Genomic DNA, 25,387 nt, shown 5'->3' on the forward strand with positions numbered 1-25,387 from the left:
GGCGTTTTTTATGGGCGCAAGGCGCACGCGCTAGCCCACATCCGTGCGGCCCCGGCGGTCGAGCCGCAGGTTCGCATAGAGCACATGGTTCCGCCAGCGGCCCGCGATTTGCAGATAGCTCTGGGCGACACCCTCATACTTGAACCCGCATTTCTCGAGCGCCCCGCGCGACGCGGTGTTTTCCGGCAGGCAGGCCGCCTCGATCCGGCTGAGATCCATTTCCTTCTGGGCGTAATGGGTCAGGGCCGTGATCGCCTCGCGCATGAACCCCTGCCGGGCATGGGGCGCGCCGATCCAGTAGCCCAGGGTCGCGGATTGGGCAGGCCCCCGTTTCACATTGTCCAGCGTGATCGCCCCCAGCAGGCGTTGCGTGCTCCGGTCAATGAGGAAAAGCGGATAGGCCGTCCCCCCCTTGATCGAGCGGTTGGCCCAATAGACCCGATTGGTGAAGGACTTGCGGCTCAGATGGTCCGGCGACCATGTGGGCTCCCACGGGGTCAGGAACGCCCGGCTCGTATCGCGCAGGGCCGTCCAGTCCCGGAAATCGGCATGGACCGGCGGGCGGAGCGTCATGCGCTCCGTCTCGATCTTGACTGCCGGTCGTCGCAGGAGCATCAGGCGGCCAGCCGCTCCCGAATTGCATCGAGATCAGGCGCGGCATCGGCCGGACCATAGAGCGCCATGGCCACCTCCCCCTTCTCGCACAGGGCGGCGGCGTAATCCTTGACGTCGCCGGTGGTGACCGCGTCGATCCGCGCGATGGTCTCGTCGATGGGCGGAACCCGGTCCCAGATCCCGACCAGCCGGGCCAGACGTTCTGCCCGCGAGGACGGGCTTTCGAGCCCCATGAGCAGGCCCGCCTTCATCTGTGCCCGGGCGCGCGCGACCTCATGGGTCGACATGTCCTCGGCGGCGCGCTGGATCTCGCGCAGGGTGATGTCCGACAATTCTGCGATCTGGCCTGCGGAGGTGCCCGCATAGATCGTGGTCATGCCCGTATCCGCATAGGCGCCGGGCTGGGCGAAGATGGAATAGCACAGGCCCCGCTTCTCGCGGATCTCCTGAAAGAGGCGCGAGGACATGCCCCCGCCGAGCGCCGTCGCATGGAGCTGCGCAGTGTAGATCGCCGGATCGCGATAGCCCGGTCCCGGCAGGGCCATGGCGAAATGCACCTGTTCCAGCGGCTTGATCACGCGCGCCTCGCCGCAGGTAAAGGTCGCCGGCTGGGCCTCGGCCCGCTGCCCCTGCCCCATATCGCCAAAGAGCACCTCGGCCTGCGCCACGAGGGCCGCATGGTCCACCGCGCCCGCTGCCGAGAGGATCATCGTCTCGGGCCGGTAATGCTCGCCCACGAAATCGTAGAAGTCCTGCCGCGCAAAGCCTTGCACCCGGTCCGCCGGGCCGAGGATGGTGCGCCCCATGGGCTGGTCGGCAAAGGCCCGTTCCTGCAGCCAGTCGAAGACCACGTCATCGGGCGTGTCGAGGGCCTGACCGATCTCCTGCAGGATCACGCCCCGCTCCACCTCGATCTCGTTCGGATCGAAAATCGGGTTGCGCAGGATATCGGCGATCACATCCACCGCCAGCGCCACGTCCGGCTCAAGGATCCGGGCGTAATAGGCGGTCACTTCGCGCGAGGTATAGGCGTTGATATAGCCGCCCACATCCTCGATGGCCTCGGCGATGGCCAGGGTCGAGCGTTTCTCTGTGCCCTTGAAGGCCATGTGTTCGAGGAAATGGGCAATGCCATTCTGCTCGATCCGTTCATGGCGCCCTCCGGCGAGCACCCAGATCCCGACCGCTGCGGATTTCAACCCGGGCATATGCTCGGAGACGATGCGAAATCCGTTGGACAGCGTGGTCAGCTGGGTGTCCGTGTCAGGCGTCTGGGTCATGTCGTTATCCGCTCCCGGATCAGGGTCTGCAGCGCGGTCAGGTCGTTGGGAACCTCGGTGACCCGCTCGGATCGCTCATAGAGGGTTTCCATGCGCGGCGGAAGGGGGGGATGCACACCGGTGGCCGCCTCGACCGCTGCGGGGAACTTTGCGGGATGCGCGGTGGCCAGCGTCACCATGGGGGTTGCGGGCGCGGCAAGCTGCTCGGCCACATGGACTCCCACGGCGGAATGAGGGCAGAGCAGCTCGTTCATGGTGGCGCGCGCCCGGGTGATCGTCGCGGAGGTCTCCTCCTCCGAGGCGCGGCCCGAGGCGAACTCCTCGCGCAGACGCGACAGCGCCCCCTGGGAGAGGGTGAAGCCGCCTGCGGTCTTGAGCTCGTCCATCAGTTGGGCAATCGCCGCCCCGTCCCGGTCATAGATATCGAACAGAAGTCGTTCGAAATTCGAGCTGACCTGAATGTCCATGGACGGGCTGATCGAGGGGATCACCTCGTCGGTCTGGTAGGCCCCGGTGGTCAGGCAGCGGTGCAGGATGTCGTTCTGGTTGGTCGCAATCACCAGCTGTCCGATGGGCAGGCCCATCCGCTTGGCGATATAGCCCGCGAAGATGTCCCCGAAATTGCCCGTGGGCACGGTGAAGCTGATCTCGCGATCCGGCGCGCCCAGGCTGGTGGCCGCAGAGAAGTAGTAGACGACCTGCGCCAGGACCCGCGCCCAGTTGATCGAGTTCACCCCTGCCAGCCGCACGCCATCGCGGAAGTCATGGTCGTTGAACATGTCCTTCAGCCGCGCCTGGCAATCGTCGAAATGCCCGTGCAGGGCCAGCGCGTGGACATTGTCCTCACTGGGGGTCGTCATCTGGCGGCGCTGCACCTCCGAGACCCGGCCATTGGGATAGAGGATGAACACATCCACCGCCGGAATGCCGCGGAACGCCTCGATCGCCGCCGAGCCGGTATCGCCCGAGGTGGCGCCCACGATGGTCACCCGGCTGCCCCGGCGCGCCAGCTCGCGCTGGAAGAGCTGCCCGATGAGCTGCATCGCGAAGTCCTTGAAGGCCAGCGTCGGACCGTGGAACAGCTCCAGCAGGAAGTGGTTCGGCCCGAGCTGCTTGAGCGGCGCGCGCGCATCATGGCCGAAGCCCGCATAGGCGGTGGCGATATCCGTGCGGAACTCTTCATCGGTGAAGCTGTCGCCGATGAAGGGGCGCATCACGCGAAAGGCGATCTCTTCATAGGACAGACCGGCCATGGCGCGGATCTCATCCGGGCTCAGCGTCGGGACGGTCTCGGGCACGTAAAGCCCCCCGTCACTGGCGAGCCCCGCCAGCATCGCCTCGTGAAAAGCCATCGCCGGGGCCTGCCCCCGGGTAGAGATATACCGCATCACCGTGCCTTACTCAGCCTCAGGGCTGTCGTTACGTCGTTCCGAGCGCCTCATACGCCACAGGAAATAGAGAGTCATCCCGAACCAGACCGCTGCGAGGGAAAACCATGTCACGGCGTATTCGAGATGGTCATTGGGGATCCCGCTGCTGTCCAGCGGATAGGGCGTCGCGAAAGGCGCAGGCTCGGAGGTGGCGCGCAGGATCAGCAGGACCGGCTCGGTGTTCAGGGTGGCGGCCAGGGCCGGCACCTCACGGGCGAACCAGGTGTTGCTGGCGGCATCGGGCTCGGGTGTGAACCCGTCCACCTCATCGGGCCAGTGCAGGTTGCCCTGCAGTCGGGCCTCGGGAAAGTCGCGGAGAGTATCCCGCCGGGCCACGGGAAGGAAGCCGCGGTCGACCAGCACCCGGCGCCCCTCCTCCGTCTCGAAGACCGAGATCACCCGGTAGGCCGCGCCGATGCCCTTGGCGCTGGCCAGCACGTCGATCTCTTCACCCGTATAAGTGCCGCGCAGTTCCACCGCGAGAAAGCGGTCCGCCTCTGGGTCCGGCGACGCCGGAAGCTCCACCGGCAGGTCGGCAATCCGGGCGTCGATCTCGGCGAGAAAGGCCTCTTTCTCGGCCAGCCGGTTCACCTGCCAATTGCCTAGCGCCAACAGGATCAGTGTGCCGATCACCCCAAACGCCAACGGAATGGCCATACGCCGCATCGGATTTCCTCACCCCCGGCCCGGATTACACGGGGCCGGTCGCCAAAAAGAGAAACGGCCGGGACAGGTCCCGGCCGCACAAACAACTCAGAGCCGGGCGTCAGCCGCCCCAGACATAGACGGCTGCAAAGAGGAACAGCCAGACCACGTCCACGAAGTGCCAGTACCAGGCCGCCGCCTCGAAGCCGATATGCTTGTCAGCGGTGAAGTGGTCGCGCCGCACCCGCAGGTAGCAGACGAACAGGAAGATGGTCCCGATGATCACATGCGCGCCGTGGAAGCCTGTCGCCATGAAGAAGTTCGCGCCATAGATGTTGCCAGAGAAGCTGAAGGCTGCATGGCCGTACTCATAGGCCTGGAAGGCGGTGAAGATCACGCCGAGGCCGATGGCCAGCAACAGGCCCGTCTTCATGTCCTGCTTGTTGTCCTCATGGACCAGCGCGTGGTGCGCCCAGGTGGCGGCCGCGCCAGAGCAGAGCAGGATCAGCGTGTTGATCAGCGGCAGGTGCCAGGGGTCAAAGGTCTCGATCCCGGCCGGCGGCCAGACACCATCGATGGCCGGGCTCATGCCACCGGGATCCATCGGGTAGAGCGCGTGCTTGAAGAAGCTCCAGAACCACGCCGCGAAGAACATGACCTCGGACATGATGAAGAAGATGAAGCCATAGCGCAGGCCGATGCGCACCACCGGGGTGTGGTCGCCCGCATGGCTCTCGCGGACCACCTCGGTCCACCAGCCGAACATGGTCACCAGCACGGTCAGAAGGCCCGCAATGAACATGAACGGAGGCATGCCCTTCATCCAGAGCGTGGCCCCGAACAGCATGATGAAGCCGCCAACCGCGCCGACAAAGGGCCAGACCGAAGGTGGCAGAATGTGATAATCGTGATTTTTTTCATGTGCCATAGGGGGCTCTCCTCAGGCAGGTCAGTTATAGCTCGTACGCGTCGGTGCCGGGGCGGCGTCGGGCGTCATGGCGGCGGTGTCCTCCACCCGCTCGGGCAGATCGATCTGGTAGAACGTGTAGGACAGGGTGATGTGGCTGTTTGCGGCGGCCTCGTCATCCTCGATGATCTCGGGATCCACGAAGAAGGTGACGGGCATGAGCACGGTCTCGCCGGGCTGCAGCACCTGCTCTTCGAAGCAGAAGCAGTCGATCTTGGTGAAATACCCGCCCGCATTGAAGGGCGCCACGTTGTAGCTGGCCGAACCAGCCACGGGCTCATCTGTCGGGTTGTGGGCCTCGTAGAAAGCCAGCCCGGTCTCACCGATGCGGATCTCGACCTCGTGCACCGTGGGCTTGAAGCTCCATGGCATGTCACGCTCGAGCGACGCATCGAACTTGATCTTGATGGTCCGGTCCAGGATCACGTCGGACCCGGTCTCGGCGGTGTTCGTCGTGCCGCCGAACCCTGTGACGCGGCAGAACCAGTCGTAGAACGGCACCGCGGCCCAGGCCAGCGCGCCCATGGTGACAACGACACCGACCAGCTTGAGCGCGGTCTTGCCGTGGTTCGGCTGGGGGATCTGTGCGTCACTCATTCGACGCGCTCCACCAGAGCCGGGCGGGCGACGTGATCGAACCCTTCGACCGGGCCGTCCTCGGTCACCTTGGCAACCGTCAGACCAAACACGATGGCCGCAAACCCCACGAGAAGGCCCGCCACCCCGAAATTCCGTCCCGCGCGCCGCGTGTGCAGCTCGTGGTCTTTCCCGAATGACATGCCTTACCCTCCCATGGTCCAGAGCCCGCTGCGGGTGAGGATGCCCTCGACCAGCAGGGCCCCGAAATGCAGTGCCAGATACAGAAGCGAGAACTTGAAGAACTTTTTCTCGGTCGCGTAGTTATCCGCCTCGGCGGCGATCTCGTCGCGGCGCCAGATGTCCAGCGCGCCCTTGAGGAAGATCGCGTTCAGGACCACGGCCGTCGCCAGATACAGCGGCCCGGCCACGGGGGTGAGCGCGAGGCCCAGCGCCACGGGGGCCAGCAGGATCGTATAGACGAGGATATGGGTCCGGGTGACCTTGCGGCCATGGGTGACCGTCAGCATCGGCACCCCCGCATTGTGGTAATCGGCCTTCATGAACAGCGCCAGCGCCCAGAAGTGGGGCGGCGTCCACATGAAGATCAGCGCGAACATCAGCACGGCCTCGACACTGATCGAGCCTGTGGCTGCGACCCAGCCGATCATCGGAGGGAAGGCACCCGCAGCGCCCCCGATCACGATGTTCTGCGGCGTCGAGCGTTTGAGCCACATGGAATAGACCACGGCGTAAAAGAAGATCGTGAAGGCCAGCAGCGCCGCCGCCAGCAGGTTCGTGGCCAGCGCCAGCATCACCACCGACAGACCCGACAGGCCAAGGCCAAGGGCCAGCGCCTCACCGGCCTGCACCTTGCCCGCCGGGACGGGACGGCGCGCGGTCCGCTTCATGATGACGTCGATATCCGCGTCCCACCACATGTTCAGGGCCCCGGAGGCCCCTGCCCCGATGGCGATAAAAAGGATCGCGCAGAAGCCGACGATCGGGTTCACCGAAACCGGCGCGACCAGCAGGCCGACCAGCGCGGTGAACACCACGAGCGACATCACCCGCGGTTTCAGCAACGCGAAATAGTCTCCGAAACTGCCTTCGCCGCTCAGGGGGGCGGATCTGTCAAAGCTGGCGTCACTCATGGGTTCGAGTCATCCACTGGCATGTCATGAACCGGCCTGGGGGCCGGAGGACCGGGGCGCAGACCGCCCCGGCAGGAAGGATCAGCGCGCTGCGTACTCTACGCTGCGCGGCGTGCCGTTATACTCGGCGACAGCGGTCTCGAGCCACTCGGCATAGGCCTCTTTGCTGACGACTTTCACGGTGATCGGCATATAGGCATGGTCCTTGCCGCACAGCTCGGAACACTGACCGAAATAGATGCCTTCCTTCTCGGCAGAGAACCACAGCTCCGCGAGGCGGCCCGGAACACCGTCCTGCTTCACGCCGAAGGCCGGAATGGTCCAGGAGTGGATCACGTCCGCAGCGGTCACCTGGATCACGACAGTCGTGTCCACAGGGACGACGACGGCGGTGTCGGTGGCCAGCAGGTACTGCTCGTCCGAATAGCCGTATTCCTCAAGTGCGGCGCGATCCAGCATGAAGCTTTCGAAGCCGAAATCATGCTCGGGATACTCGTAGCCCCAGTACCACTGGTAGCCGGTCGCCTTGATGGTGACCTCCGCTTCCGGGATCTCCTGCTGCTTGAACAGCACCGGCAGAGAGAACGCGCCGATGAAGACGAGGATCAGAATCGGCACCACGGTCCAGGTCACCTCGATCGGGGTGTTGTGGCTGAAGCGCGCCGGCGTCGGATTCGCCTTGGCGTTGTGGCGGATGATCGTCCAGGCGATCAGCGCCGTCACGAAGAGCACGATCACGGTGATCAGCACCAGCAGCATGCCGTCGAGCCATTGCAGCTCGCGCGCCAGCTCGGTTGCGGCGGGCTGAAAGCCGACCCCACCGGGCAGCGGCTGGCCGATAATCTCCATGCCTTCGCGGTTATCTGCCAGGGCGGGCGCGCCAATTGCGGCCATCGCAGCCGCCAGAACGCCGGTGATCCGGGTCATGTTTGCCATTGGTCGTTTCCTGTCTTGTCGCGGCCGCTGCCGCTCCTATTGGTCTGGTCGATGCGCCTCAGCGCGCCAGCATCAAGAGCAGCTGCTCTGGTATGCCGTTGTGTCCTGCATCCGTGTGAACCATATATGAATGGCCCAGACAAGAACCTGCCCTGCGTTCTCCTGTCGCGATTTGACATGGATCAAGGAAATCCTGCGATGCCTGACACTGCATTCCGACCTTTCGATACGGCACTGGATCGCGAGATCGCGCTGTCGATCCTGCGTGAAGCGGTGGCTGGCGCCGATGATGGCGAGCTTTTCCTCGAACGCCGACGCTCCGAATCCCTGCTCTTAGACGATGGTCGTATCAAGACCGCGAATTACGACGCATCCGAGGGATTCGGCCTGCGCGCGGTGCGGGGCGAGACGGCGGGTTACGCCCATTCCACCGAGCTTTCGGAACAGGCCCTGCGCCGGGCCTCGACCACCGCGCGGCTGGCCGTGGGCGATGGCGGCGGCGTGATGGCCGCCCCGCCCCAGGCCACCAATCAGAAGCTCTATACCGACGAAAACCCGATGGACGGCGCCGCCTTCGGGGTCAAGATCGACACCCTGCGCGAGATCGATGCCTTTGCCCGCGCGCTCGATCCGCGCGTGGTGCAGGTTTCAGCCTCCCTCGCGGCCTCGATCCAGGAGGTCGAGATCCTGCGCCCCGAGGGGCATTGGGTCCGCGATGTCCGCCCCATGACCCGGCTCAACATCTCGGTCATCGTGGAGCAGGATGGCCGCCGCGAGAGCGGCTCGGCCGGGGGTGGCGGGCGCTATGGCCTGACAAGCCTGATGAGCGCCGATCATTGGCAGGACACCGCGCGCGAGGCGCTGCGGGTTGCCGTGGTGAACCTCTCGGCCGAGCCTGCGCCGGCGGGCGTGATGGATGTGGTGCTGGGCCCGGGCTGGCCGGGGATCCTGCTGCACGAGGCCGTGGGCCATGGGCTTGAAGGGGATTTCAACCGCAAGGAATCCTCGGCCTTTGCTGGGCTCATGGGGCAGCGCGTGGCCGCGCCCGGGGTCACCGTGCTCGATGACGGCACCATCCCGGACCGGCGCGGCTCGCTTACAGTGGATGACGAGGGCACGCCTTCGGGCAAGACCGTTCTGATCGAGGATGGCATCCTCGTGGGCTACATGCAGGATCGCCAGAACGCCCGGCTCATGGGGGTGTCGCCCACCGGCAATGGTCGGCGCGAAAGCTACGCCCATATCCCGATGCCGCGGATGACCAACACCTATATGCTGGGCGGTGATGCGGCCCCGGCGGATATCGTGGCGGACCTCAAGGACGGGATCTATGCTGTCGGCTTCGGCGGCGGTCAGGTGGATATCACCAGCGGCAAATTCGTCTTCTCCTGCACCGAGGCCTACCGGGTCCGCAACGGCAAGGTCGGTGCGCCGGTCAAAGGCGCGACCCTGATCGGCGACGGTCCCACGGCCATGCAACAGGTGCGCGGTATCGGCAATGACATGGCCCTCGATCCGGGCATGGGCAATTGCGGCAAGGCGGGCCAATGGGTGCCTGTCGGGGTCGGCCAGCCGACCCTGATGATCGGCGGATTGACCGTCGGCGGCTCCGCCACCTGAGCCGCCGCCAGGTCCTGAATTCAATCGGGGCGAAAAAGTGACTTTCAAAGCGGATTTTTGGAAAGTTTTTACTCAACGTTAAGATTCTTAAGGGCAATCTGTCTCCAGATCAGGCGGATGTCGGGTGCCTTGTGTCTCTGTCGACCCACCCACCCTCGCACCACCTCAGACTTGGGGCGCAGGCAACCCCTCCCGGCATTCGTCTGATCCAGTCTTCCCGTGAAACAGGCGTCGGGCAGACCATCTGCCAAGAGGACGCTTGAGCCATGGCCAAGGATATCGCACCGGATCAGCCGGTTCGCACGGATTACGCCGCCCCCACCTCTGTCGATGAAGCGCTGGACTGGCTGCAATTGCTGCGCAGCCCGCGGATCGGCCCGGTGACCTTCCACAAACTGCTGAGCGAACATGGCACGGCCCGCGCCGCGATGGAGGCATTGCCCCAGGTGACCGCGTCGGCGGGCCTGAAGGATTATCAGCTCATTCCCCGCGACCGGGTGGAACGGGAATATGCCGCCGGGCGCAAGAAAGGCGCGCGGCTCGCGGCCTTTGGCGGGGCGCTCTATTCACCGGTGCTGGCGGAGATCGAGGATGCGCCGCCGCTCCTGTGGTGTCTCGGGGATCTCGACTTTCTCAAACGGCCCTGCCTCGCGCTCGTGGGCGCGCGCAATGCCTCTGCCCTGGGACAGCGGCTCGCCCGCGCCTTTGCCAAGGGGGTCGGGACGGAGGGGTTGTTGACCGTGTCCGGGCTCGCACGTGGCATCGACACCGCGGTCCATGACGCCTCGCTCGAGACTGGGACGATTGCCGTCGTGGCCGGCGGGGTCGATGTCATCTATCCGCAGGAAAACCTGAAACTTTACAAGCAGATCGCCCAGAAGGGCCTGATCGTGTCGGAACAGCCCATGGGGATGCAGCCCCAGGCGCGGCACTTCCCCCGGCGCAACCGGCTGATCTCGGGCCTGTCCCGGGCCGTGGTCGTGGTCGAGGCGGCGATAAAGTCGGGCAGCCTGCTGACTGCGCGGGACGCGGCCGACCAGGGGCGCGAGGTGATGGCCGCGCCGGGCCACCCGTTCGACGGGCGCGCGGCGGGTTGCAACCAGCTGTTGCGCGATGGCGCGACGCTCGTACGCAATGCCGAGGACATCCTGCAGGCCCTGCCGCCCAGCCTGCCCCAGGGCCTTCTGCCGCTGGAGCCCCCCGAGACCGCGCCCCCCATGCCGCAAAAGACCCCGCCCGTGGACGAGCTGCGGGGCCGGATCCTGGCCCATCTCGGCGCGGCCCCCCTGCCCGAGGATCAGGTCATCCGCGCCCTCGGCCTGCCCGCGGCACCGGTCAATGCTGCCCTGGTCGAACTGGAGATGTCGGGCACGATCACCCGGGCGCCGGGCGGCTTTCTGAGCCTGCGGGGCTGAGCCTGACGGGCTGTGCTTTCGCGGCAGCGGACCGCCCATGCGACCCTTGCGCAGCCCGCCCGGCATTGACATTCAATCGCAAGCCTCCACATCTTGCGCGCAATCGCCCAGACCGAATTTTCAGGAAATCGCATGCCCGTTGTCGTCGTCGAGTCGCCCGCCAAGGCCAAGACAATCAACAAATATCTCGGGAACGACTACACCGTTCTGGCCTCTTACGGCCATGTGCGTGACCTGCCGCCCAAGGACGGATCCGTGGATACCGAGCACGGGTTCGAGATGCTCTGGGAGATCGCCAGCGACAGCAAGAAACACGTCAAGGCGATCGCCGATGCGCTCAAGGATGACGACACGCTGATCCTCGCGACCGACCCTGATCGCGAGGGCGAGGCGATCAGCTGGCATCTTCAGGAGGCGCTCACCAAGCGCAAGGCGATCAAGAAGACCACCGATGTCAGCCGCGTGGTGTTCAACGCCATCACCAAGACCGCCGTCACCGAGGCGATGAAAGCCCCGCGCGACGTGGATATGGAGCTGGTCGAGGCCTATCTCGCCCGCCGCGCGCTCGATTATCTGGTGGGCTTCAACCTCTCTCCCGTGCTCTGGCGGAAGCTGCCGGGCGCGAAATCGGCAGGCCGGGTGCAATCGGTCTGCCTGCGCCTGATCGTCGAGCGCGAGATGGAGATCGAGGTCTTCGATCCCAGAGAATACTGGTCCGTGCGGGCCGTGTTCGAAACGCCCCGCGGCCAGACCTACGAGGCGCGGCTCACATCGCTTGGCGGCAAGAAGCTCGACCGGTTCGATCTGGCCACGGCCGAGGCGGCCGAGCTCGCGGTGCAGGCCGTGACCTCTCGCAGTCTCAGCGTGACCTCGGTCGAAGCCAAGCCGGGGACACGCAACCCCTCTGCCCCCTTCATGACCTCGACCCTGCAGCAGGAGGCGAGCCGCAAGTTCGGCTTCGGCGCGCGGCAGACCATGTCCACGGCGCAGCGGCTCTACGAGGCGGGCTACATTACCTATATGCGGACCGACGGGATCGACATGGCCCCGGAGGCGGTCACCGATGCCCGCGACACGATCAAGACACGCTACGGCGCGGAATACCTGCCCGGCAGCCCGCGGATCTACAAGAACAAGGCCAAGAACGCCCAGGAAGCCCATGAATGCATCCGGCCCACCGAGATGGGCCGCGCACCCGACGACCTGAAGGTCACCGAGCCGGATCAGCGCAAGCTCTATGACCTGATCTGGAAGCGGACCCTGGCGAGCCAGATGGCCGCCGCCAAGCTGGAGCGGACCACGGTCGAGATCGGCGCGCCCGATGGCCAGGTCGAGCTGCGGGCCAGCGGTCAGGTCATCGTGTTCGACGGCTTCATGAAGATCTATACCGAAGGCCAGGACGAGGACAGCACCAGCGATGACGACAAGCGCCTGCCCCAGATCACCCAGGGGGATGCGGCCCCGCTCCATACGGGCGGGCTGAACGGGGTTTTTGCCAAGGCGGGCGAAACCGGCACCGAGGTGATCGAGGCCACCGCGCCCGGCGCCGGGATGCAGCGCAACGCGGGCGGTATCCTGTCGGAAAACGGCGCGGTCTTCGGACAGCAGCATTTCACCCAGCCCCCGCCCCGCTATACCGAGGCGACGCTGGTCAAGAAGATGGAAGAGCTCGGGATCGGGCGGCCTTCGACCTATGCCTCCATCGTCACCACGATTCAGGATCGCGGCTATGTCATCAAGGACAAGAACCGGCTGAAGCCCGAGGACAAGGGCCGTCTGGTGACCGTGTTCCTGAGCAATTATTTCCGCAAATATGTCGGCTATGATTTCACCGCCGATCTGGAAAACCAGCTCGACGAGGTGTCCGCCGGGGATCGTAACTACAAGGACGTGCTCGACCGGTTCTGGCGCGACTTTTCGGCGGCCATTGCCGAAACTGCCGAGCTGCGGATCACCGATGTGCTCGAGAAGATCAACGAGGTTCTCGCCCCCCATCTCTTCCCGCCGCGCGAGGATGGCAGCCCGCCCCGGCAATGCCCGAATTGCGGCATGGGGCAGCTGTCGATGCGCACGGCGCGATCGGGCGGCGCCTTTATCGGCTGCTCGAACTATCCCGAATGCCGCTACACGCGCCCCTTCGGCCCGCCGGGCATGGAGGAGGCAAGCTCGATCCCGCCCGAGGGCAAATTGCTGGGCGAGGATAGTGGCGACGAGATCCGCGTCTTCAAGGGCCGGTTCGGACCTTACGTCCAGCGCGGTGCCGTGACCGAAGAGAACAAGAAGCCTCCGCGCCAGTCGATCCCCAAGGATTGGGTGCCCGAGGATCTGGAGCTGGAGCGCGCGGTCATGCTGCTCTCCCTGCCCCGACAGATCGGCCTGCACCCGGAAGACGGTGTTCCGGTCTGGGCCAATATCGGGCGGTACGGGCCCTATCTCAAACACGCGGACAGCACCTCGAACCGGGGGGGCACCAACGCCAATCTCGACGGGATTGACGAGGTCTGGACCGTGGGCATGAACCGCGCCGTGCAGCTTCTGGCCGAGAAGGTCGCCTCGCGCGGCGGGCGCGGGGCTGCGGCCAAGCCCCTGCGCGAGCTGGGCGAGCATCCCGAGGCGGGCGGTCCGGTGAATATCATGAAGGGCAAATACGGGCCTTATGTGAAATGGGAGAAGGTCAACGCGACCATCCCCGACACGATCGAGCCCGATGACGTCACCATGGAAAAGGCGGTCGAGTTGATCGCGGAGCGTCTGGCCAAATCCGGCAAGAAGGCTCCGGCGAAGAAGAAGACCGCCAAGAAGCCCGCAGCCAAGAAGAAAACGACCACCAAGAAGGCATCTGCCAAGTAGCGCAGGGGCCTGTGGCCCACGCGTCAGCCCGAACGGACAGAATCCCCGATTCTGCCGGTCCGTCTGATTGACACTGCTGCCCTGCAGCGGCAGAACATGGGCAAGTTTTTCGAAGGATGCACCAATGCAGAAAATTTACGGGTCGGCCGCGGAAGCGCTCGATGGGCTCCTGTCTGACAACATGCTGATTGCTGCGGGGGGCTTTGGCCTCTGCGGGATCCCCGAACTTCTCATTGCGGCGGTCCGTGACAGCGGCATCAAGGGTCTGACCATTGCCAGCAACAATGCCGGCGTGGATGAGTTCGGGCTGGGACTGTTGTTGCAAACCAAGCAGGTGGCAAAGATGATGTCCTCCTATGTGGGGGAAAACGACCTCTTCATGCAGCAATACCTGTCCGGCGAGCTGGAGATCGAGTTCAACCCGCAGGGCACCCTGGCCGAGCGGATGCGGGCCGGTGGCTGCGGCATCCCGGGCTTTTACACCAAGACCGGCGTGGGCACCGTGATTGCCGAGGGCAAGGAGCACAAGGACTTCAACGGAGAGACCTACATCATGGAGGAAGGCATCTTTGCCGACCTGTCCATCGTGAAGGCGTGGAAGGCCGACGAGACCGGGAATCTGGTCTTCCGCAAGACGGCGCGCAATTTCAACCCACCCGCCGCAATGTGTGGTAAGGTCTGCGTTGTCGAGGTTGAGGAAATTGTGCCGACCGGTACGCTCGATCCGGATTCGATCCATCTTCCGGGCATTTACGTGCACCGCCTGATCCAGGGCGAGCACGAAAAGCGGATCGAACAACGGACAACGCGCGCCGCCTGAGGGGGGTAAACATGAAGCCACGCACACTGGGAACTGTTCTGGATGACCGCGAGGCCCTCGCGGGCTTTTCGCGGGCCCGTGTGGCCATGGTGCTGACGAATCCCAACATCCATGACAACCCGATCGTTTACGTGAACGACGCGTTTGAACGGGTGACGGGGTATTCCCGCACCGCGGCCATCGGACGGAACTGCCGGTTCCTGCAAGGCAGCATGACCGATGAGGCCGATGTGGCCAAGCTGCGCCGCGCCATCGAACGCGAGGAGGATGTCACGGTTGATATCCTCAACTACCGCGCCAGTGGCGAGCCGTTTCTGAACCGGCTGATCATCGCGCCGGTGAAGTCCGAGGACGGGCATTGCCACTATTTCATCGGCATCCAGAAGGCGATGTCGGACCGGGATATCGACAGCTCGACCCTGAGTATCGAAAAGCAGCTCAACGCGGTGCAGCGCCGGGTGCGTCAGGATCTGTCGATGCTGATCGACATCATCCGCGACCAGTCCAACAAGATGGGCTCCGAGGAAGGCTTTGCTGCCCTCGCCCGCCGGATCGAGTGTTTGCAGCTTCTTTATGAAGAGATGCGGCTGGCCGATCGCGACGCCTATAAGGAAGGCATCAGCATGGGCAGCTTCCTGACCCGTGTGGCCAATGCCATCGCCCATTCGGACGGACGTCCGGGGGTGGCCTTCTCGATCGATGTGGGCCGGTTCGAGGCCTCGCTCGAAACCGCGACGCGCACCGGGCTGATTGTCTCCGAGGTGCTGACCAACGCGTTCCAGCATGCCTTTATCGGGCTGGATGCGGGCACGGTTCGGATGGAGGTGATCGCGCTGACCGAGGGCGGCTTCCGCGTGGTGGTCTCGGATGATGGCGTGGGCATTCCCAGCGACCTGCCGATCCCGAGCACGCAGACCTTGGGCGGGCGCATCGCCACCGAACTGATTGACAGTCTCGAAGGCACGCTGACCTATGTCCGCGGCGCGGCAGGGACAGTGGTAATTATTGACGTGCCTGCGGGTGCGTGACGACTAGAAAAGGATAGGCCGACGATGGCATGGGACCGCAACCAAATGGCGGCGCGCGCTGCGCAGGAGCTTCAGGACGGAATGTATGTGAACCTCGGGATCGGCATTCCGACCCTGGTGTCCAACTACATTCCCGAGGGCGTCACCGTCACCCTGCAGTCGGAAAACGGGATGCTCGGCATGGGCCCCTTCCCGGTTGAGGGCGATGAGGATGCCGACCTGATCAATGCGGGCAAGCAGACCATCACCGAACTGCCCCAGACCGCCTATTTCGACAGCGCCCAGAGCTTTGGCATGATCCGCGGCGGCAAGATCGCCATGGCGATCCTTGGCGCGATGGAGGTTGCCGAGAATGGCGATCTGGCGAACTGGATGATCCCGGGCAAGCTGATCAAGGGCATGGGCGGCGCGATGGATCTCGTGGCCGGCGTGGGCCGCGTAGTCGTCGTGATGGATCACACCAACAAGCGTGGCGAGACCAAGCTTCTCAAGGAATGCACCTTGCCGCTGACCGGCAAGGGCGTGGTCGACCGGATCATCACCAATCTCGGTGTTCTCGACGTGGTCGATGGCGGGCTCAAGATCGTGGAATGCGCCGAGGGTGTGTCCGAGGACGAACTGCGCGCGGCCACCGAGGCCACGCTGGTCTGAGCCCCCTTGTCCGGCGCGGTGATCTCCAAGGAACTGAACGGCTCCAAGGGGCGCTATGTGTTGCGTCGCGACGGGGAAGAGGCCGAGGTCACGTTTTCCGTGGCCTCGCCGCAGACCATCATCGCGGACCATACCGGCGTGCCCGAGGCCCTGCGCGGCACCGGCGCGGGCCATGCCCTTGTGGCCTTCATGGTAGAGGATGTCCGCGCGCAAGGCATCAAGATCGTGCCGCTTTGCCCCTTCGTGAATGCCGAGCGGCGCAAGCACCCGGACTGGGCCGACGCGTTTCAGGTCTAGTCGGGGCTAGTTCGCGGCCATTGTCGTGAACACGCACCCATCCGACGCCAGATCCGGCGGCGTGGCGCAGAGGCTCCGCGCCACCTGCCAGGCCGCGAGCACCTTGGGCACATAGGCGCGCGTCTCGGGATAGGCTGGCACGCCCCCGGCCCGTTTGACCGCGTTCTCCCCCGCGTTGTACCCCGCCAGCGCGAGGATCGCGTCGCCGTCGAAAGTGCCAATCAGCCAGTCGAGATAGCGCACGCCCCCGGCGATGTTCTGGGCCGGATCGAACGGATCCGCCACATCAAAGCGCGCCGCCGTGGCGGGGATGAGCTGCATCAGGCCTTGGGCACCTGCAGAACTGACGACTTCGCTCCGACCGGAGGATTCCGTCACCATCACCGAGAGGACCAGCGCCGGAGAGACCCGGGTGCCGATGGTTTCAGCCAGGATGGTCCGGCCATGCTGTGCCGCCAGAGCCTGCAGCGCCCCAAGGCTGGGGGCCGCGGGACCGATATTGTCCGGTCGCGCCACGAACTCGGCGGCATCAAGGAACCGCGCAGGCCCCGCCCCGGCCAGATCCGTGCCCGTCGCCTCCCAAAAGGCGCGCTGATAGGGCAGTTCCTCGGGCAGAGCATCTTGCGCGACGCTGGCGGGCGGCACCGGGAGTGCCGGATCCGGGCGCGGCGCGATCTGGATGTTGATGCGGCGGGTCGTGCCCGGCGGTGGTGGCGCGATCTTCTTGAAGGTGAAGCCGCCCGGCGGTGTCACAGCCGCAGCATCCTGCGCCGATGCGGGCACAGTCGCGAGGCTCAGCGCGACACAAAGCGCCGGAATCCACCGTCGGGTTTCGTCAAATCCTCGCATTTTCACCGCTCGTGTTTTTCCAAAGTGTTAACCCGTCCGCGCGATCCTTGGCCTCGGAAAATGGCACTCCGGCGGCATGTGAGGCGAGGCTTGTGGCGGCAAACACACAAAACACAGGGGATTTGGGGCACCCATTGCCCGAGATACTCGCAGAGGTCTGCCGCGCCGAGCGCGCAAAACAGTCCCGCTTGGGTCGAAGCTCGGACCAAATTTGGCCCGAATTTGAGAACAAAGTGTTTCCATACCGAGACGGAGCCCCGGTCGGCCCCATGGGCAATCCCGCCCCAAAAGGTTCGGTACTGAAGACACATGGATCCTTTGGAGGACTGAAAAGATGAAACTCTTCAAGCTCGCACATCGCTTTCGCACCGAAGAAGATGGTGCTGTCACCGTGGACTGGGTCGTGCTGACCGCGGCCATCGTGGGTCTGGGCATCGCCGTCTATGGCGTGGTGTCCGGCGGCATCTCCAACCTGTCTGGCGACATCGACACACAGCTCGAAACCGACCAGATCAACACCTCCTTCCCGGCGGCGGCCCCAGCCGACTGATCCGGCCACGATCTTCCAGGCGACCGCGCAGGGACGCGCGGTCGTTTGCGCTTTGCGGGCCCCGGAGTCCGGCCCGCGTCCCCGTCAAACTCTGCGTATTTCATTTGCAATTGCTCGAAAACGTACCGGCAATCACCCGAAACCCACCACATTGCCGCCCTGTTTGAAACGGACACTGATCCCATCGAAACGAACACCATACGGGCGTCGTGACGGTTTGACACCGAAGAACCTAAGGAACAAAACCATGAAACTGTTCAAGCTTGCCAAGACTTTCCGCACCGAAGAAGACGGTGCCGTGACCGTGGACTGGGTCGTGCTGACCGCAGCCATCGTGGGCCTCGGAATCGCCGTCTACGGCGTTGTTTCCGGCGGTATTGCCAACCTGTCCGGCGATATCGACACCCAGCTTGAGACCGACCAGATCAACACCTCCTTCCCGGCGGCGGCTCCGGCCGACTAAGTCCTGTCGGACGCCTGTAGCGGGCCGCGCCAGTGGCGCGGCCTTTGCCACTCACTCCGGCCCTGCCCTCTCCGCGCGGGCGGCCCCGTGGCCACAAATTGGCCGCATTCCGGCCTCGCTGCGGTCCAAGGCACCGCCTGAGGCACAAGAAAACCCGGTCTGCCCATACGGCCTGACCACAGCGGAGGCGTATCATGCGATTGATTTTCGGACTCGTCCTGATCCTGGGGGTCGGTCTCGCCGGCTTTGCCGTGATGATGGCCAAAGACCGGTTCGACCAGTACCAGACCGTGGTCGCCAAACAGCAACAAAAGCTCGCCAAGGCCGTCGACGTGGTCGAGGTCTATGTGATGGGCAAGCCCATCCGCTATGGCGAGAAGATCACCAAGGATGATGTGCGCAAGGTCAGCTGGCCCAAGGACGCCGTGCCCGAGGGCGCCTATCTGACCGAAGCCGACCTGTTTCCCGACGAAAAGGGGCGCCTGCGCACCGCCACCCGCGCGATGGAGGCCAATGAGCCCGTGCTCGCGGTCAAGGTCACGGAACCCGGCGAGGATGCCGGCGTGTCGTCGCGGCTCAGCAAGGGCATGCGCGCCTTCGCCATCAGCGTGAATGTCACCTCCGGCGTCTCAGGCTTCCTGCGCCCCGGAGACCGGATCGACGTCTATTGGAGCGGGGCCTCCAAGGGGCAGGATGTGACCAAGCTGATCCAGTCCAGCATGCAGATCATCGGCATCGACCAGAATGCCGACATGGACCGCAATGCTCCGACCATCGCACGCACCGTGACCGTCGAGGCGGATCCGAAACAGGTGGCTGGCCTCGCCCAGGCACAGCGCACCGGCAGCCTGTCTCTGTCCCTCGTCGGCGCCGCTGATGAGGCCTATACCGGCTCGATCGAGATCGACCAGAACGAGCTTCTGGGCATCATCGAGGAAGAAAAGGTCGTCGAACGCGCCGAGATCGAGAAGGTGTGTACGATCCGTACCCGCCGCGGCTCCGAGGTCGTGGAAATCCCGATCCCCTGCACCAACTGACGCCTTTAGAAAGGTTAACAGTTGCAAAATAGTCACCACCGGGGCGCCTTGCTCCGGTGTTTGTGTCAGCAGCGACCTCTAACCACATGATTCTTGCCAAAAAGCGCAGGATCCGTCATGGTGTCGGGATAAGGGGCGTTAGACCCCGTATATATAGAGTGGTCATAGAGGCAGGATCACATGACGTTGAGAAACTGGGTCAGCGCGGGGCTTCTGGGCCTCTCTCTTGGCATTTCATTCGGCAGCGCCCCGGCGATGTCACAGGTCCTCCGCGTTCAGGAGGGTCAGGCCACCTCGACGTTGCAGGTGCCTCTCAATCGCGCCGTCGTGGTCGAGAGCGAGATCCCCTTCGCGGAACTCTCCATCGCCAATCCCGGCATTGCCGATATCGCCACCCTCTCCGATCGCAGCATCTATGTCCTCGGCAAATCCGCCGGGCGCACCACCATGACCCTGCTCGGGGCCGATGGCCGCCTGATCACCAATGTGGATGTGCAGGTCACCCCGGACATCGCCGAGTTCAAGGAACGCCTGCAGCAAATCCTACCCAACGAGGCGATCGAGGTGCGCACCGCCAATGACGGGATCGTCCTGAGCGGCACCGCCTCCAGCCTGACTGCCCTCGACCGGGCGCTTGATCTCGCTCAACGCTATGCCCCGGACCGGGTTTCGAACCTTATGACCGTGGGCGGCACCCAGCAGGTGATGCTCAAGGTCCGGTTTGCCGAGATGCAACGCTCGGTCAGTAAGCAGCTGTCCAACGGCATGACCGCGGTGTTCAATGGGAGCGATGGCGCGTTCTCCATCGGGCTCGGGTCCGGGGCCATCGCCTCGGGGGAGCCGATTGGCGGCGCCAACAGCACCATCCTGAACCTCAACCCCGAGGCCGCCGGCAGCATTGGCCTGGGCTTCAACCTGGGCAATGTCAGCCTGGGCATTCTGCTCGAAGCGCTTGAAAACAAGGGCGTTGTCCGCACGCTGGCCGAACCGAACCTTACCGCACTTTCGGGTCAGAGCGCAAGCTTCCTGGCCGGTGGCGAGTATCCGATTCCCGTGGCCGATGGCGATGGCGGGATCTCGGTCGACTACAAGCCCTTCGGTGTGGAGCTCGATTTCATTCCGACAGTGCTTGAAGACAAGGTGATCAACCTGGAGCTGGCCGCAGCGGTCTCAGCGCTCGACTCGTCGGCCTCGATCATCACCGACTCTCTGACGGTTCAGGGCTTCAGCCGCCGCGAGACCAACACCACCGTGCAGCTGCGTGACGGGGACAGTTTCGCGATTGCCGGTCTGCTCGAAGATGACTTCCGGGACTTTGCCGGACAGGTGCCTTGGCTCGGCGACATCCCCGTGCTCGGCGCCCTCTTCCGCAGTGCGGATTATGCGCGCAGCCAGTCCGAACTGGTGATCATCGTGACCGCCCATCTCGTCAGCCCGACCCGGGGCGAGGCGCTGGTCCTGCCCACGGACCGGATCCGCATCCCCTCGGAACGGGAGTTCTTCCTCAACGGCAAGCTCGTGAGCGACCGCACCCCGCGGCGCGGGGCGGCTGGGGAGGTCGCGCAACAGGACTTCTCGGGGTCCTATGGCTACGTGATGGAGTGATCCGATGACCCTGCGCCAGACCCAGATTCTCGGGGCCGCCGCCCTGCTCGCCCTCGCCGCCTGCGCCAACCCCGATGCCGAGGTCGGCAGCCAGATCGATGAAGGGGGCTTCGGCACCCCGACCCTGAACAACACGCTTGTCCAGACCGGAGAGATCTCGGCCACGGTCAGCCTCGCCCAGCGCTTCGCACGCGAGGTGCCCAGCACGATCAATTTCGCCTTCAACCAATCCACGCTCAGCCCCGAGGCCCGCGCTGCACTGGATGTGCAGGCGCGCTTCATCCGGCAGTTCCCCGAGCTGCGCTTCTCGGTCTTTGGCCACACGGATCTCGTGGGCTCGGCGGCCTATAACCAGCGGCTCGGTCGCGCACGCGCGAATCGAGCGGTGAACTATCTGGTGTCCCAAGGCGTGGACCGGCGTCAGCTGCAGGCGCTTGTCTCACTGGGTGAGACGCAGCCGCTGATCGTGACCCAGGGGCGCGAGCTGCGCAACCGTCGCACGGTCACCGAGGTCAGCGGCTTTCTCGAAACCGACCCGATCAAGCTCAATGGCAAGTATGCCGCGGTCATCAACCGAGAGTTCGTTGAGGGCGCAACCTACGAAACGCGCTTCGAAAAAACCGAAGCCGCTGGCGGAGACGGCGGCTAGACCGGCACATACACGTCACATCCATCACAGGCTCGCCCCGCACCTCACGTGCGGGGCTTTTTCTTAGAATTGTCTGTTCTTCTCCGGCTCAAATGCCTGCAAGCGCGGCGCCATTACTGCCCTGTTTACCTTCGATAACGATACTCGCTGTGACGAACTGTAGAGGTCGGTGTTGGAACGGACCCGACCGAGGTGGCAGGAATGACAGCGGCAGCGCAGCTGAATGGGAGCAATCCGAAGGGCGATGCGGGCGATCCGATGCACGGGGCGCCCATTCTCGCCTGTACCGTGTCGCGCGACGTTCAGAATTTCGAAATCCTGATCGACGAGATGGAAGCCGAGTTCAAGGATGGCTGGGGCGATCTGCGGATCTCTGACACGATGTCCTTTCTCGACCAGCCGGACGCCGCCCTGCTCAAGGTGATCGCGCTGGCCCTCGATATCGAGGATGAGGCGGATATCGAAACCATCTTGTCCATCGTGCATAAGGCAACGGATCTGTCGATCGCGGTTCTGCTGATCGCCGATGAACTGGATCCGATCATCCTGCATCAAGTATTGCAGGCCGGCGCCCGGGAATTTCTGCCCTATCCGATGCCCGAGGCGGGCCTGTCCGAAGCGGTGGAGCGGCTCTCGAAGGCAGATCGCCCGCCCCTTGCCGCGCCGAACGCCGTACATACCGAACAGACGCCTGCAACCGAGGCGATCCTGCCCTCGCGCACCACGACCGGCTGCACGATCTTTGCGATCCAGGGCCTGGCGGGAGGCGTCGGGGCGACCAGTCTTGCGGTCAACCTCGCCTGGGAACTCGCCACCCTGAAAGGAGAGACGCCGCGGGTTGGATTGCTGGACATGGATCAGCAGTTTGGCTCAGTCGCGACCTATCTCGATCTGCCCCGCAAGGACATGATCTTTGAGCTGATGTCGGATATCGAAAACCTCGATGAGGATGTGTTCCGGCAGGCGCTGCAAACGGTGGATGGCAAGCTCAGCGTCTTCACCTCCCCGACCGAGATCCTGCCACTGGATCTTCTGCCGCCAGAGGATATGGAAAAGCTGATCTCGACCGCCGCCGGCATGTTCGACTATCTCGTGATCGACATGCCCAGCGCCCTGGTGAATTGGACCGAGACCGCCCTGCGGATGTCGGATGTCTTCTTCCCGGTGATCGAACTGGACCTTCGTTCGGCCCAAAACGCGCTGCGCTTTGTCCGAACCCTGCGGTTCGAGGATCTGCCCGTGGAAAAGCTGCGCTTCGTGCTCAACCGTGCGCCCAAGATGACCGATCTGTCGGGCAAGGCGCGGGTGAAACGCATGGCCGAAAGCCTCGACATCTCCTTTGGCGAGAAGCTCCCCGATGGGGGCAAGGCCGTGGCGGAATCCAATGATCACGGCTCCCCGCTGGCCCAGCGCGCCGCCAAGAACCCCTTGCGCAAAGAGATCGCGAAGCTTGCCAAGTCCCTGCACGAGATCAGCGCAGGGTCGGCGGCCGCAGGCGGCTGAGGTCGGGAAAGGGCGAGACATGTTTGCAAAGTATAGAAAAGACGCCCCAGCCAAACCCGGCGCGCGCCCTCCGGTCCCGGCGGCTGCACAAGCGCCCGCCGCGCCGGTCAAGTCGGCGCCCAAGCCTGCCCCGGCCAAAGCCGCGCAACCATCGACCAAGCCCGCAACCGGGGAGGTGTCGGAAAAGGAAGCCCGGCGCGAGCAGAAGCTCAACGAGCTCAAGGTTTCGCTGCACAAGCAACTCCTTGAGGAGCTGAACCTTGCCGCCCTCGAAAGCGCCAGCGAAAAGGAGCTGCGCGCCGAAATCGCCCAGATCGCCAACGAGTCGCTCGCCAGTATGAGCGTGGCCCTGAACAAGGATGAACGGCGCGCCCTCTACGAGGAGCTTTATGACGAGGTGCGCGGCCTCGGCCCTCTGGAACCGCTGCTCAAGGATGACGATGTCAACGATATCCTCGTCAACGGCCCGCAAAGGGTGTTTGTCGAGCGGGCCGGCAAATTGCAGCTCTCGGATGTGAAATTCCGGGATGAGAAACACCTGCTGCGGATCATCGACAAGATCGTCTCTGCGGTGGGCCGCCGCGTCGACGAGCAGAACCCCTATGTGGATGCGCGGCTCGCCGATGGCTCGCGTTTCAATGCCATGGTTGGGCCGATTGCCTGCGATGGCAGCCTCGTATCCATTCGGAAGTTCAAGAAAGACAAGCTGGGCATCGACGATCTGGTCAATTTTGGTGCGTTCTCAGAAGAGATGGCGGTCTATCTGCAGGCCGCCGTGGCCTGCCGTCTGAATGTCATCGTCTCCGGCGGTACGGGCTCGGGCAAGACGACGACGCTGAATGCGCTCAGTTCTTTCATCGACAATTCCGAGCGGATCCTGACCATCGAGGATACCGCCGAGCTGCAATTGCAGCAGGTCCATGTGGGCCGCATGGAAAGCCGCCCCGCCAATGTGGAGGGCAAGGGCGCGGTGACCCAGCGCGATTGCCTGCGCAACGCCCTGCGGATGCGCCCGGATCGGATCATCGTCGGCGAGACCCGCGGCGAAGAGGTGATCGACATGCTTCAGGCCATGAACACCGGCCATGACGGCTCTATGACCACGATCCATGCCAACTCCGCCCGCGACGGGGTGAGCCGTTTAGAGAACATGGTCGCCATGGCCGGGATCGAGATGCCGATCCGTGCCTTGCGGGCCCAGATCTCCTCGGCCGTGAACCTGATCGTGCAGGCATCGCGGCTCCAGGACGGCTCCCGCCGGATGGTGTCGATCACCGAGATCACCGGGATGGAGGGCGATATCATCTCCATGCAGGAAGTCTTCCGCTACCAGCGGACAGGCCTGCTGCCCGATGGCAAGATCAAGGGTCACTTCACCGCCACCGGCGTGCGCTCCCACTACTCGGACCGCTTCAAGCAATGGGGCTACGACATTCCCGCCTCCATCTATGAACCAACGAAGGGCTGACCATGCAACTGAGCATCGAACCCCTTATCTATATTGGAATTTTTGTTGGCGTCCTGTTCCTGGTCGAGGGGATCTATCTCGTCGCCTTCGGCAAGTCGATCAGCCTGAACAGCAAGGTCAATCGCCGTCTCGACATGCTCGACAAGGGCGCCACGCGGGACGCAGTGCTCGACCAGCTCCGCAAGGAGATGTCACAGCACAAGACCACGTCGATCCTGCCGCTCTATGCCATGCTCGCGGACAAGGCGAAGAAGGGCAATGTCGCCTTCTCACCCGCGGCCCTCATGATGATCATGCTCCTGCTGACGGTGGTTTCCTTTGTCGGGCTGTCCATCGGCACCCAGGCCTCTATGCCGGTGCGCTGCGTGGCGGCGGTCGCGATCGGCGTGGGTGCCGTCTACATGTGGGTGAACAAGAAGGCCAAACAGCGCCTCGCGATGATCGAGGAGCAATTGCCCGACGCTGTCGAGCTAATGGTGCGATCCCTGCGCGTAGGGCACCCGTTTTCCTCGGCGATCAACATCGTCGCCAAGGAGGTTGCCGACCCCCTGGGAACAGAGTTTGGCATGATCGCAGATGAAGCCGCCTATGGCCGGGATGTCACCGAAGCGCTCAAGGAACTGGCCGAGCGGATGGATATGCAGGATTTGCGCTTTCTGGCGGTTGCGGTCTCGATCCAGTCCCAATCCGGGGGCAATCTGGCCGAGATCCTTGACGGGCTCGCGAAGGTGATCCGGGCGCGGTTCAAACTGTTTCGCCGGGTCAAGGCGATCACCGCCGAGGCGAAATGGTCCGGCATGTTCCTGTCCGGCTTCCCCTTTCTCGCGCTTGTCGGCATCAACCTGATGGAACCGGACTATTATGCGGATGTGAAGGACACCCCCGCCTTCATTCCAGCCTGTGTGATCGTCGCGGTGTTTCTGACCATCAACATCATCTTCATGAAGATGATGGTGAATATCAAAGTCTAGGAGCGCGC

Annotated in this window: 25 protein-coding genes; 15 read left to right on the plus strand and 10 right to left on the minus strand. The window is 64.1% G+C overall.

Features of this window, described 5'->3' with window-relative positions; translation table 11 throughout:
• Window positions 1-30: 30 nt before the first annotated feature.
• From ACP150_RS00860 to coxB, 9 genes are all read right to left on the minus strand, one after another.
• Window positions 31-615, minus strand: coding sequence for a GNAT family N-acetyltransferase (locus ACP150_RS00860; protein WP_424964643.1), 585 nt, complete (start codon window positions 613-615; stop codon window positions 31-33).
• Complete coding sequence (locus ACP150_RS00865; protein WP_424964644.1) at window positions 615-1,895, minus strand: M16 family metallopeptidase; 1,281 nt, start codon at window positions 1,893-1,895, stop codon at window positions 615-617. Before ACP150_RS00865 ends, ACP150_RS00860 begins: the two co-directional genes overlap by 1 nt.
• Entirely contained in the window at window positions 1,892-3,283 is a 1,392-nt protein-coding gene (gene thrC / locus ACP150_RS00870; protein ID WP_424964645.1) for a threonine synthase, read from the minus strand. The genes ACP150_RS00865 and thrC overlap by 4 nt, the downstream gene beginning before the upstream one ends.
• Before the next feature lie 9 nt (window positions 3,284-3,292).
• Window positions 3,293-3,991 (minus strand): SURF1 family protein, encoded by a 699-nt coding sequence (locus ACP150_RS00875; protein WP_424964646.1) that lies wholly within the window; start codon window positions 3,989-3,991, stop codon window positions 3,293-3,295.
• Window positions 3,992-4,091: 100 nt separating this feature from the next.
• The gene (locus ACP150_RS00880) at window positions 4,092-4,898 is read right to left on the minus strand and encodes a cytochrome c oxidase subunit 3 (RefSeq protein WP_424964647.1); all 807 of its coding nucleotides are present in this window, start codon (window positions 4,896-4,898) and stop codon (window positions 4,092-4,094) included.
• A gap of 21 nt (window positions 4,899-4,919) precedes the next feature.
• On the minus strand, window positions 4,920-5,534 hold the full coding sequence (locus ACP150_RS00885) for a cytochrome c oxidase assembly protein (protein WP_424964648.1): 615 nt from the start codon (window positions 5,532-5,534) through the stop codon (window positions 4,920-4,922).
• Window positions 5,531-5,716, minus strand: a complete 186-nt coding sequence (locus ACP150_RS00890) for a hypothetical protein (protein ID WP_424964649.1) — start codon at window positions 5,714-5,716, stop codon at window positions 5,531-5,533. The genes ACP150_RS00885 and ACP150_RS00890 overlap by 4 nt, the downstream gene beginning before the upstream one ends.
• A gap of 3 nt (window positions 5,717-5,719) precedes the next feature.
• Window positions 5,720-6,667, minus strand: a complete 948-nt coding sequence (gene cyoE / locus ACP150_RS00895; RefSeq protein ID WP_424964650.1) for a heme o synthase — start codon at window positions 6,665-6,667, stop codon at window positions 5,720-5,722.
• Window positions 6,668-6,748: 81 nt separating this feature from the next.
• Complete coding sequence (gene coxB, locus ACP150_RS00900) at window positions 6,749-7,603, minus strand: cytochrome c oxidase subunit II (RefSeq protein WP_424964651.1); 855 nt, start codon at window positions 7,601-7,603, stop codon at window positions 6,749-6,751.
• Between the two features lie 198 nt (window positions 7,604-7,801).
• Between coxB and tldD the strand changes: the two genes are divergently transcribed.
• The 7 genes from tldD (at window position 7,802) to ACP150_RS00935 (ending at window position 16,284) form a co-directional block, all read left to right on the plus strand.
• The gene (tldD, locus tag ACP150_RS00905) at window positions 7,802-9,223 is read left to right on the plus strand and encodes a metalloprotease TldD (protein WP_424964652.1); all 1,422 of its coding nucleotides are present in this window, start codon (window positions 7,802-7,804) and stop codon (window positions 9,221-9,223) included.
• Between the two features lie 266 nt (window positions 9,224-9,489).
• Window positions 9,490-10,638 carry a DNA-processing protein DprA gene (gene dprA / locus ACP150_RS00910; protein ID WP_424964653.1) on the plus strand — a complete coding sequence of 383 codons (1,149 nt, stop codon included), beginning with the start codon at window positions 9,490-9,492 and terminating at the stop codon, window positions 10,636-10,638.
• A 132-nt stretch (window positions 10,639-10,770) separates the two neighbouring features.
• The gene (gene topA / locus ACP150_RS00915; RefSeq protein WP_424964654.1) at window positions 10,771-13,488 is read left to right on the plus strand and encodes a type I DNA topoisomerase; all 2,718 of its coding nucleotides are present in this window, start codon (window positions 10,771-10,773) and stop codon (window positions 13,486-13,488) included.
• Between the two features lie 124 nt (window positions 13,489-13,612).
• Window positions 13,613-14,308, plus strand: a complete 696-nt coding sequence (locus tag ACP150_RS00920) for a CoA transferase subunit A (protein ID WP_424965410.1) — start codon at window positions 13,613-13,615, stop codon at window positions 14,306-14,308.
• An 11-nt stretch (window positions 14,309-14,319) separates the two neighbouring features.
• The gene (locus ACP150_RS00925) at window positions 14,320-15,336 is read left to right on the plus strand and encodes a PAS domain-containing protein (protein ID WP_424964655.1); all 1,017 of its coding nucleotides are present in this window, start codon (window positions 14,320-14,322) and stop codon (window positions 15,334-15,336) included.
• 24 nt (window positions 15,337-15,360) lie between these two features.
• Window positions 15,361-15,987, plus strand: a complete 627-nt coding sequence (locus ACP150_RS00930) for a 3-oxoacid CoA-transferase subunit B (RefSeq protein WP_424964656.1) — start codon at window positions 15,361-15,363, stop codon at window positions 15,985-15,987.
• Between the two features lie 6 nt (window positions 15,988-15,993).
• Entirely contained in the window at window positions 15,994-16,284 is a 291-nt protein-coding gene (locus ACP150_RS00935) for a GNAT family N-acetyltransferase (RefSeq protein ID WP_424964658.1), read from the plus strand.
• Window positions 16,285-16,290: 6 nt separating this feature from the next.
• Here ACP150_RS00935 and ACP150_RS00940 read toward each other — a convergent pair whose 3' ends face one another.
• Window positions 16,291-17,133, minus strand: coding sequence for a transglycosylase SLT domain-containing protein (locus ACP150_RS00940; RefSeq protein WP_424964659.1), 843 nt, complete (start codon window positions 17,131-17,133; stop codon window positions 16,291-16,293).
• Window positions 17,134-17,467: 334 nt separating this feature from the next.
• On the opposite strand from ACP150_RS00940, the gene ACP150_RS00945 reads away from it, so the two are divergent.
• The 8 genes from ACP150_RS00945 to ACP150_RS00980 all read left to right on the plus strand — a co-directional run bounded on the left by ACP150_RS00945 (window position 17,468) and on the right by ACP150_RS00980 (window position 25,379).
• Entirely contained in the window at window positions 17,468-17,683 is a 216-nt protein-coding gene (locus ACP150_RS00945) for a Flp family type IVb pilin (protein ID WP_424964660.1), read from the plus strand.
• Window positions 17,684-17,930: 247 nt separating this feature from the next.
• Window positions 17,931-18,146: a pilus assembly protein gene (locus ACP150_RS00950; RefSeq protein ID WP_424964662.1), complete on the plus strand. Its 216-nt coding sequence runs from the start codon at window positions 17,931-17,933 to the stop codon at window positions 18,144-18,146.
• Between the two features lie 194 nt (window positions 18,147-18,340).
• Complete coding sequence (cpaB, locus tag ACP150_RS00955) at window positions 18,341-19,183, plus strand: Flp pilus assembly protein CpaB (RefSeq protein WP_424964663.1); 843 nt, start codon at window positions 18,341-18,343, stop codon at window positions 19,181-19,183.
• Window positions 19,184-19,363: 180 nt separating this feature from the next.
• A complete protein-coding gene (locus ACP150_RS00960) occupies window positions 19,364-20,788 on the plus strand; it encodes a type II and III secretion system protein family protein (RefSeq protein WP_424964664.1) in 1,425 nt (474 codons plus the stop codon).
• 4 nt (window positions 20,789-20,792) lie between these two features.
• The gene (locus ACP150_RS00965; protein WP_424964665.1) at window positions 20,793-21,437 is read left to right on the plus strand and encodes an OmpA family protein; all 645 of its coding nucleotides are present in this window, start codon (window positions 20,793-20,795) and stop codon (window positions 21,435-21,437) included.
• 258 nt (window positions 21,438-21,695) lie between these two features.
• Window positions 21,696-22,940, plus strand: coding sequence for an AAA family ATPase (locus ACP150_RS00970; protein ID WP_424965411.1), 1,245 nt, complete (start codon window positions 21,696-21,698; stop codon window positions 22,938-22,940).
• A 19-nt stretch (window positions 22,941-22,959) separates the two neighbouring features.
• Window positions 22,960-24,408 (plus strand): CpaF family protein, encoded by a 1,449-nt coding sequence (locus ACP150_RS00975; protein WP_424964666.1) that lies wholly within the window; start codon window positions 22,960-22,962, stop codon window positions 24,406-24,408.
• Window positions 24,409-24,410: 2 nt separating this feature from the next.
• Window positions 24,411-25,379, plus strand: a complete 969-nt coding sequence (locus tag ACP150_RS00980; protein ID WP_424964667.1) for a type II secretion system F family protein — start codon at window positions 24,411-24,413, stop codon at window positions 25,377-25,379.
• The last annotated feature ends 8 nt before the right edge of the window (window positions 25,380-25,387 follow it).

Source organism: Dinoroseobacter sp. S375 (assembly GCF_049800775.1).
Classification (GTDB): domain Bacteria; phylum Pseudomonadota; class Alphaproteobacteria; order Rhodobacterales; family Rhodobacteraceae; genus Dinoroseobacter.